The sequence below is a fragment of the uncultured Tessaracoccus sp. genome, assembly GCF_947255005.1.
Lineage (GTDB): Bacteria > Actinomycetota > Actinomycetes > Propionibacteriales > Propionibacteriaceae > Arachnia.
In genome coordinates this window covers 1-7887 of sequence record NZ_CAMYFI010000084.1, presented here as the reverse complement: position 1 = coordinate 7887, position 7887 = coordinate 1, and the positions used below count along the sequence as shown (strand labels likewise).

General features: G+C 67.1%; 8 protein-coding genes. 5 read left to right on the top strand and 3 right to left on the bottom strand.

Annotated elements, in window-relative coordinates:
- Positions 1-223 precede the first annotated feature (223 nt).
- Genes Q0X61_RS12035 through Q0X61_RS12025 form a run of 3 tightly spaced genes read left to right on the top strand, consistent with a single transcriptional unit; the run spans position 224 to position 2767 of the window.
- Entirely contained in the window at positions 224-610 is a 387-nt protein-coding gene (locus Q0X61_RS12035; protein WP_297742972.1) for a hypothetical protein, read from the top strand.
- A 43-nt stretch (positions 611-653) separates the two neighbouring features.
- Positions 654-1838: an alpha-amylase family protein gene (locus tag Q0X61_RS12030; RefSeq protein ID WP_297742970.1), complete on the top strand. Its 1185-nt coding sequence runs from the start codon at positions 654-656 to the stop codon at positions 1836-1838.
- Positions 1835-2767 (top strand): alpha/beta hydrolase fold domain-containing protein, encoded by a 933-nt coding sequence (locus tag Q0X61_RS12025; RefSeq protein WP_297742968.1) that lies wholly within the window; start codon positions 1835-1837, stop codon positions 2765-2767. Before Q0X61_RS12030 ends, Q0X61_RS12025 begins: the two co-directional genes overlap by 4 nt.
- A gap of 123 nt (positions 2768-2890) precedes the next feature.
- Here the strand turns inward: Q0X61_RS12025 and Q0X61_RS12020 are convergent, their stop codons facing one another.
- Together Q0X61_RS12020 and Q0X61_RS12015 are read right to left on the bottom strand one after the other, a co-directional pair.
- Entirely contained in the window at positions 2891-3586 is a 696-nt protein-coding gene (locus tag Q0X61_RS12020; RefSeq protein WP_297742974.1) for a response regulator transcription factor, read from the bottom strand.
- Positions 3565-4323 carry a sensor histidine kinase gene (locus Q0X61_RS12015; protein ID WP_297742967.1) on the bottom strand — a complete coding sequence of 253 codons (759 nt, stop codon included), beginning with the start codon at positions 4321-4323 and terminating at the stop codon, positions 3565-3567. Before Q0X61_RS12015 ends, Q0X61_RS12020 begins: the two co-directional genes overlap by 22 nt.
- A 109-nt stretch (positions 4324-4432) precedes the next feature.
- On the opposite strand from Q0X61_RS12015, the gene Q0X61_RS12010 reads away from it, so the two are divergent.
- The gene (locus Q0X61_RS12010) at positions 4433-5131 is read left to right on the top strand and encodes an ABC transporter ATP-binding protein (RefSeq protein ID WP_297742965.1); all 699 of its coding nucleotides are present in this window, start codon (positions 4433-4435) and stop codon (positions 5129-5131) included.
- Positions 5131-6597 carry an FtsX-like permease family protein gene (locus tag Q0X61_RS12005; RefSeq protein ID WP_297742963.1) on the top strand — a complete coding sequence of 489 codons (1467 nt, stop codon included), beginning with the start codon at positions 5131-5133 and terminating at the stop codon, positions 6595-6597. The genes Q0X61_RS12010 and Q0X61_RS12005 overlap by 1 nt, the downstream gene beginning before the upstream one ends.
- 82 nt (positions 6598-6679) lie before the next feature.
- Here the strand turns inward: Q0X61_RS12005 and Q0X61_RS12000 are convergent, their stop codons facing one another.
- The gene (locus tag Q0X61_RS12000; RefSeq protein ID WP_297742961.1) at positions 6680-7471 is read right to left on the bottom strand and encodes a phage tail tip lysozyme; all 792 of its coding nucleotides are present in this window, start codon (positions 7469-7471) and stop codon (positions 6680-6682) included.
- Between the last annotated feature and the right edge of the window lie 416 nt (positions 7472-7887).

The following is a 7887-nucleotide window of genomic DNA, read 5'->3' as shown; positions in this document are numbered from 1 at the left end:
GCGGTGAACGTGAGGTACATCACCGTCGCGGAAATGATGACGCCGAGCGCCTGCGCTGGCGTGATGCCCACTTCAAACCACAAGGCACGCAGGAAATCCATGTGCCTATCGTTCCACTGATGCGTCGCCCGATGCGGAAAGGCGGAAATTGGCCCTGTGGAAAACGGGCGTGGAGGGGTGTGAGTTGCCTATAACCCTGGTACACCCCATTGAAAGGACCACCGTGCAGCAATTCATCGACATGTTCCTCATGCTCCGCCGCGCCTCGCTGTTAGCTTCCGCCGATGAGCACCTCCACCCTGTCGTGCGTCACCACTTGTCCATCACAGAGCTCAATAGCTACGCCATGCTGCTGCCTTGCCCTGAGGCACCGTATGCCTCACCCGACGACGCCCACCTCACCTACCCGCTCAGCGCGACGGGGTGTGTCGGGGAGGCGTATCGCATCGCGCTCGCTGAGGCGGCGAACGATCCTGGCGCCGTCCCGGCTGACATGCTGTGGGCGCTGGCGTCGCTGCATGAGGAGCTGATGGACCACGACGCATGTCGGGGAGACGAGTTCACTCAGCACGCGCTCGCGGAGCACGGCTGGCCCATCCAAGACGAGTAACACCCTCATCGGTAGGATGGTTGGCAATTCTGAAGGGAACGTGATGACTGACCTCAGCCATGCCATCTGGTGGCACGTGTACCCGCTCGGCGCACTGGGCGCCCCCACGCATGCCACGCCCGACGTGCCCGCGCGCGAACACGCGAAGTTTGAGCCCTGGTTGGATTACGCCCTGGAGCTGGGCTGCAACGGCCTGCTGCTGGGGCCCATCTTCGATTCCGTCAGCCACGGCTACGATACTCTCGACCACTTCCGCATCGACGCCCGCCTCGGCACGGAAGCCGACTTCGACCGGCTCGTCGCGGCGTGCCAGGAGCGGGGCGTCCAGCTCATCCTCGACGGCGTGTTCAACCACGTGGCCGACAGCCACAAGTTCATCACCGAGCGCCCCGACATGGTGCGCTGGGTTGACGGGCATCCGCTCGGCTGGGAGGGCAACTTCGACCTCGTCGAGCTGCAGCACACCAACGCCGACGTGCAGCAGTTCGTCGGCGATGTGATGTTGCACTGGCTGCGCAAGGGCATCACCGGCTGGCGGCTCGACGTCGCCTACTCGGTGTCGCCGCAGTTCTGGTCGAGCGTGATTGGGCGCGTGCGTGAGGAGTTCCCCGACGCGGTCTTTCTGGGCGAGGTCATCCACGGCGACTACCCGAAGTTCGTGCAGGCCTCCGGCGTCGACACCGTTACGCAGTACGAGCTGTGGAAGGCCATCTGGAGCTCCATCAACGACAGCAACCCGTGGGAACTCGCGCACGCGCTGGAGCGCCACGTCGAGTTCTGCCGCCACTTCCTGCCGCAGACATTCGTCGGTAACCACGACGTAACCCGCGTCGCGTCCTCTGTGGGGCCGGATGGTGCGGCGCTTGCCGCGGGTGTGCTCCTCACCGTGCCCGGGCTGCCATCCATCTACTACGGTGACGAGCAGGGCTTCACCGGCATCAAGCGCGAGGCCGAGGGCGGCGACACCGACATCCGCCAGCCGCTGCCCGAGTCGCCGTCGGAGCTTTCCACACTGGGGGCACAGCTGCACCGGTGGTACCAGCAGCTCATCGGCTTCCGCCGCAGGCACGCCTGGCTTTCGACGGGTCAGCTCGCCGTCACCTACAAGGCGGACGGCGTGCTCGACTACTCCATCTCCACCGCCGATCAGCGGGTTGACGTCCACGTCGACTACGCCGCGAGAACGATGGCTATCGTCGCCCCCGACGAGGAGCTCCACACGCCGTGAGCGACGTCCCGTCGCGCTGGAGCGCGCAGCAGGCGGCGGTGCTGCGGAAGATCGCCGAGCTGGAAGTGCGCTCGTCGGATACCTCCATGGCTGCGGTGCGCGCGCGGTACGAGGCGGAGGCTCAGTGGTGGAACGAGGGCGGGCCGGCGCTGCTGGTCGAAGAGCGCCGAGTGCCGACGCGGTGGGGGGCCGTGCGCGCGACGGTGGCACGCGGCGGTGACGCCGGAGCGCCGGTCATCGTGTGGATCCACGGGGGCGGGTACATCGTCGGGTCTCCAGAGACGCACGAGCGCCTCACCCGCACGCTCGCCCAACTCGCTGAAGCGACGGTGGTATCCGTCGACTACACGCTCGCGCCCGAGGCGCGCTTCCCGCAGCCGGTGCAGGAATGCGTGGCCGTCGTGCGGCACATCCGGGCCCATGCCGACGAGTGGAGCGTCGACGGGGCAGACCTCGCCCTCGCCGGCGATTCTGCGGGGGCGACGCTCGCCGTCGCCACCTGGCTGTGGCTGCGCGACGAGGTGGGGGACGCGTCGGGAATCCGCTGCCTGCTGCTGGCCTACGGCGGCTACGGGCTGCGCGACTCGGTGTCCCGGCGCACGCTCGGCGGCTGGTGGGACGGCATGACCCCCGACGCGATGGCGTCCTGGCAGGCGCACTACATCGACGCCGACGATCTCGGCAGCCCCTACTACGACGTGCTCGCCGCCAACTTGACGGGTATTCCCCCTTGTCACCTCCTCGCGACGTCGCTCGACCCCCTCCTCGACGACTCCCGCGCCCTCGCCCAGCTCCTGCCCGGTGAGGGGCATGAGTTGGTGGTGGTCGACGGTGTGATTCACGCGTTCCTGCAGCACACTCGGATGCTCGACCAGGCTACGCAATCGCTGCGCCACATGGCGGAGTTCTTCGTCCGGTGCGGGCGGTGAACGTCCCGGTCGGCGGGCAGGAAACTGCAAAACTCGCCAACAGTGGAAGGCCTCACGCGTGATTGAGCGGGGAGGGGCCGCACTGATGGCGAGTTTTGCAGTTTCTCGGCTGGCGCCCCGGCGTTAGGGCTGCGCGCGATCGCCGAGATAGGCGAGGATGGCTCGCACGCGACGGTTCTCCTCCGACGGGCTGAGGCCGAGTTTCAGGAAAATCGACGACACGTGCTTCGCGACGGCGGCGCCGGAGATGAAGAGCCGTGCCGCGATCTCACTGTTGGCAAGCCCGCGCGCCATGAGCTCCAGCACTTCGAGTTCGCGCGAAGTGAGCGTGCCGAGTCCGGACTTCGTCGCGCGCATCATCGCCCGAGCCACCTCGGGGTCGATGGCGACGCCGCCTGCGAGCACCACCTTCAGCTGCCCCAGGAAGTCCGCCACCTCGGAGATGCGGTCCTTCAGCAGGTACCCCGTGCCGCCTCCGTCGGCCGGACCGTCAAGGGCAAACAGCTGCTGGGCGTAGGCGGGCGACACGTACTGGCTCAGCACCATCACCGAAAGCTTGGGGTAGCGCTGCTTGAGTTCCAGAGCTGCGGTGAGCCCGTCGTTGGTCATCGTGGGCGGCATGCGCACGTCGGTGATGATGCCGTCGGGCAGCTGGTCGGCGTCGGCGAGCGCGTCAACGCGTGCGACGAGACTTTCGGCGTCTGCCTCGTGCGCGACGATCTCGAACCCCTGGCGCTCCAGCAGGCCGGCGAGCCCCTCGCGCAGCAGGGCGGAGTCGTCGGCGAGCACGAGTTTTGTCATGGGAGATCCTTCTTCGATTGGGCAGCGACGTGGGCGACGAGTCCGCCCTCGCCGCGTCGCAGGAGCAGGGGGATGGAGGCGGCCACCTGGGTGGGGCCGCCGTCGGGGCTGGAGAGCGTGAGCGATCCGCCGAACGCGGCGAGGCGTTCGCGCATGCCTGCCAGGCCATGCCCGTCGACGAAGGTGGCGCCGCCTGGGCCTTGGTCGACGACGGAAATCCGCAGCGTCGCTCCTGCCGTGAGCAGCACGTCAATGGGCTTGCCCGGCGCGTATTTCCGTGCGTTGGTGATGGCTTCGACGGCGAAGAAGTACGCGGCGGCGAGCACGCCTTCGGGCAGCTCGGGCAGCGGGTTGGGGCAGATGATGCGCACGTCGTCGCTGGTGGCGTTGGCGACGTCGGTGAGCGCCGCCTCGAGCCCCAGCTCGACGAGCGCCTGCGGGTGGATGCCGCGCACCGTGGCGCGCAGCGAGTCGAGGCCCTGCTGCAGCGTGTGCTGCGCGTCGCGGAGCAGCGCGGCGAGGGCGGGGTCGTTGGCAAGGGCGGGGGAGAGCTGCGCTTCGCCCAGCTGCATCTTGGCGGCGACGAGGTACTGCTGGGCGCCGTCGTGGAGGTCGCGCTCGATCCGTCGACGCTCCACCTCGTAGGCGTCGACGATGACGCGCCGCGACTCCGTGAGCTCCCGGATGGTGCGCGCGGCGCGCTCCTCGTGCGATAGGGCGCGAGGCTTCCTTCGCGCCCGAAATGGCCAAACCACGCCCCCAATGTAGCTGTTGCTTCGCAGGACGGGGGTAGTGTCAGCACTACCTCAAAGACGGAATCCCAGGCCATGGTGCGCGGAGCTTTGACACGATGAACTAGTGGACATGAATCAACCACTGCTCACAACCACCGACATCGTCAAGCGTTTTGGCGACGTGCAGGCGCTCACCGGCGTCAGCCTCACCATCGGCGCGGGGGAAACCGTCGCCATCATGGGCCCGTCTGGCTCCGGCAAATCCACGCTGCTGCACTGCCTCTCCGGGGTGCTCGCCCCCGACGCGGGCGAGGTGCGGTTCGCGGGGAATGCCTTGTCAGCGCTGCCTGACAAGGAGCGTTCCCACATCCGCCTGCACGACTTCGGCTTCGTGTTCCAAGACGGCCAGCTCATCCCCGAACTCCCGGCGCGCGAGAACGTTGCGCTCCCGCTCATGCTCACCGGCACGCGTTCCGGCAAGGCGCTGCAGGCCGCCGACGAGGTGCTCAACCAGATCGGTTTGGGTGAGCTGCGCAACCGCCGACCGGCAGAAATGTCGGGGGGCCAGGCGCAGCGGGTCGCGATTGCCCGCGCCCTCGTCGGACAACCAGCCGTGGTGTTCGCCGACGAGCCCTCCGGCGCGCTCGACCAGGCTACCGGCCACGAGATGATGCAGCTGCTCACCGCGTCGGTGTCGATGAGTGGTGCCGCGTTGGTGCTTGTCACGCACGATATTGGCGTCGCTCGGTGGTGCTCCAGGCTCGTGGAGATCCGCGACGGATTGGTGCACGCGGACAGCCCCCTCAGCGCCCGGAAGGAGACCGTGTGATGCCTGTCGCTACCGCCCAACCCACCGCCGCCCACAGCGCGCACAAGCCAGCCACGGGGTTGGCGTCGCTCACCATCCAGCTCACTGCTGCCCGATTCCGCACGCGCGAGGGCGAGGGTCTGCTCTACCTCGCCGGCATCCTGGCGTACACCATTGCCGCGGCGCTGGCGCTCACCGTCGCGGGCGGCACCTGGGCATTTTGGAACCGCTCGAAGCATCCGACGGGGCTCCACGCCAAAGTGATTGCCGAGGATCCCACCTTCGGCTCCGTGCTCGGTTTTTACGTCGTCCTCGCCTGCATCGCGTGTGCCCTCCTGATCCCCGCGACGGTGAACCTCGCCGCCGGCGCGGCCGTGCTGGGCGCGCGTGGCCGGGAGCGTCGTCTCGCCGTGCTGCGCCTCATGGGGCTGAGCAGCGGTGAGGTGGTGAAGATGTCGCTGCTGGACGCCACCATCCAGGCCATCATCGGTGCCGTGTTGGGCTCCGTGATCTACGTCGCGACGCTGCCGGCGTGGCGCAACCTGGCGATGCAAGCGATGCCACTGACGTTCGACGAAATGCTGCTGCCAGCTTGGCTGTTCGCGACGGTGCTCCTCGCGCTCCTGCTCGTCGGCCTATTCGCTGCCTGGCGAGGGTTGCGGCAGGTGCGGATCTCCCCGCTGGGGGTGTCTCGTCGGGCGAATAAACCCGCACTGTCGTGGGTTCGAGCCATCGTGTTCGTGGTGCTGCTGGCTGTCTCCGGTCAAGTGGCGAGCTCCTTCAACCCGAGGGGCGATGTGGGGCCGGCCATGATGTTCGCCGCCGCCATTGTCGCCGTCGTACTGGGCATCAACCTGGTGGCGCCTTGGATTCTGCAGGTGGAAGCCAAGCTGTGGGCGAAGCTGCCCTGGCCGTCGTCGAAGTGGGCAGCCCGCCGCGTCGCCGCAGACCCGCGCGCCACGTGGCGTCGCGTCTCCGGGGTTGCGCTGCTGTCGTTCATCGGCGGGTTCATGGCGCTGATGCCATTTCAGGTGGATGCTCAGGAGAGCGACGGTGCCGCAACCCGCACCTTCGTCGAGGAGTCGCAGCTCGACTTCACCAAGGGCGTCATCATCACGCTGGCCGTGGGGTTTGTGCTGACTGCCACGTCGATGCTCATCACGCAGGCCTCCGCGACGATCGAGCGCGCCGAGCAGTCGCAGGCGCTGCGGCGGATGGGCGCCCCGTCGGCGTTCAGCCTCAAGACGATGTGGCTGGAGACGTTCGCGCCGCTGGCGCTCGGTGTGGTGCTGGGCGCTGGGCTTGGCATGGCGATGGCGTTGCCGATGTACAACTTCGCTATGAAGATGGGCGTGAACAACGACTCTGGCTTGCTCATGATTGGCACCGTGTTGATCGTCGGTCTGCTGCTGGCGGCCGCGTCGCTGCTGGCGAGCCACCCGCTGTACCACCGTCTGCTCGCGACGAGTGAGCGTCGCAACGATTGACCCACCGCTAGTGCCCCTGGGCACAGCTGAGGGCCGCACATCCACGTCGGTGTGCGGCCCTCAGCTGTGTTGTGGGTGCTCTTTAGCAGGACGGTACGCCTGGTTGATCGTGACCGATCCGGATGTAGGCCCGCGACGCGTAACCCGTTAGGCCGTTGTAGGTCACCTTCGCCCACCAGTCGGAGTTATACGTGCCATGGACGTTGGCGCCGCGTATCTGGCACTGGACGTTGAGCGTGACGCCGCGGGGGATCGTGGTAAGCACCCTGCCGCCAAAGTTCGGGGTGGTGCGGAGGTTCACGAAGTCCGTGGCAGAGCCCTTCGCGACACCCGGCTGGGGCCGAGGCCCTGGGGCGGGGGCGCCGCCGGCGTAGGTGTTGAAGGCGCGCTGAGCGTACGCGATGCGGGTCTGGTTGTGGCAGGTGCCGCAGCGTTCGAACTTGCTGCTGAACGAGAGCGTGGCGTCAACGACGGTCCGCGTGCCCTTCAGGTGCCGGTAGGCGTAGGATTCCGTGGTTTGGAATTCGTGCCAGATGAAGTCGAGCTGGAGGTTGAGCGACCAGGGGTCGCGTCCCTGGTTGGCGGCAAACCGCTGCAGCGTTGCCCAACGCTCACCGACGCTCCACTGCGCGATGCCGCGGCCGGGGCCAGGCGACTGGGTGGCGCGGGGGTTGATGGGGCTGCCGGACTCCTGCATCAGGTTGCCGAGCACGCCCGCGGCCTGCTCTTTCGTCAGGCCCTTATTCACGAAGTAGTCGAAGGCCACCTTGTTGTTATCGGCGGCTTGGGCCATGCCGGGTGCGGAGACGATGGAGGCGACGATGGCTAGGGCTGCCACGATGGCGGCGGCCACTCGAGTTCTGTTGGTCTTCACGCGGACTCCTTACTCAGAGGCGGTTACGGTGGGGTCGGGGCAGGGCCCCAAATTCTGTTGTCCGAACTCCTGTTGTCCAGATGTGTGACTGATCCTAAGGAGCGAGTTGGGCCATACACCCCGTGCGTGGTGGGCAACGGGGTGAAAATGGGTGGGTTTCGACTGATGACCGGCGTGTGGCTAGGGCCTTCAACTGCGTGTCTGGTTCCGGACATCATCGCGCCCGACGGAGCCTCAGCGAAATTACAGCGATGTGAGTTGTGCACAACATGTGGACAACTCTGTGGAAAACCTGGGTCAGATCTGGGCGCTGCGTGAACGCAAGCTCGCGGGGTGCTACGCTGCCACTACGGCTAGTCATCCAGACTTCGCGCAAGGAGTGGTCAGACGATGCAGCCCACCGTAAACCATCCCCC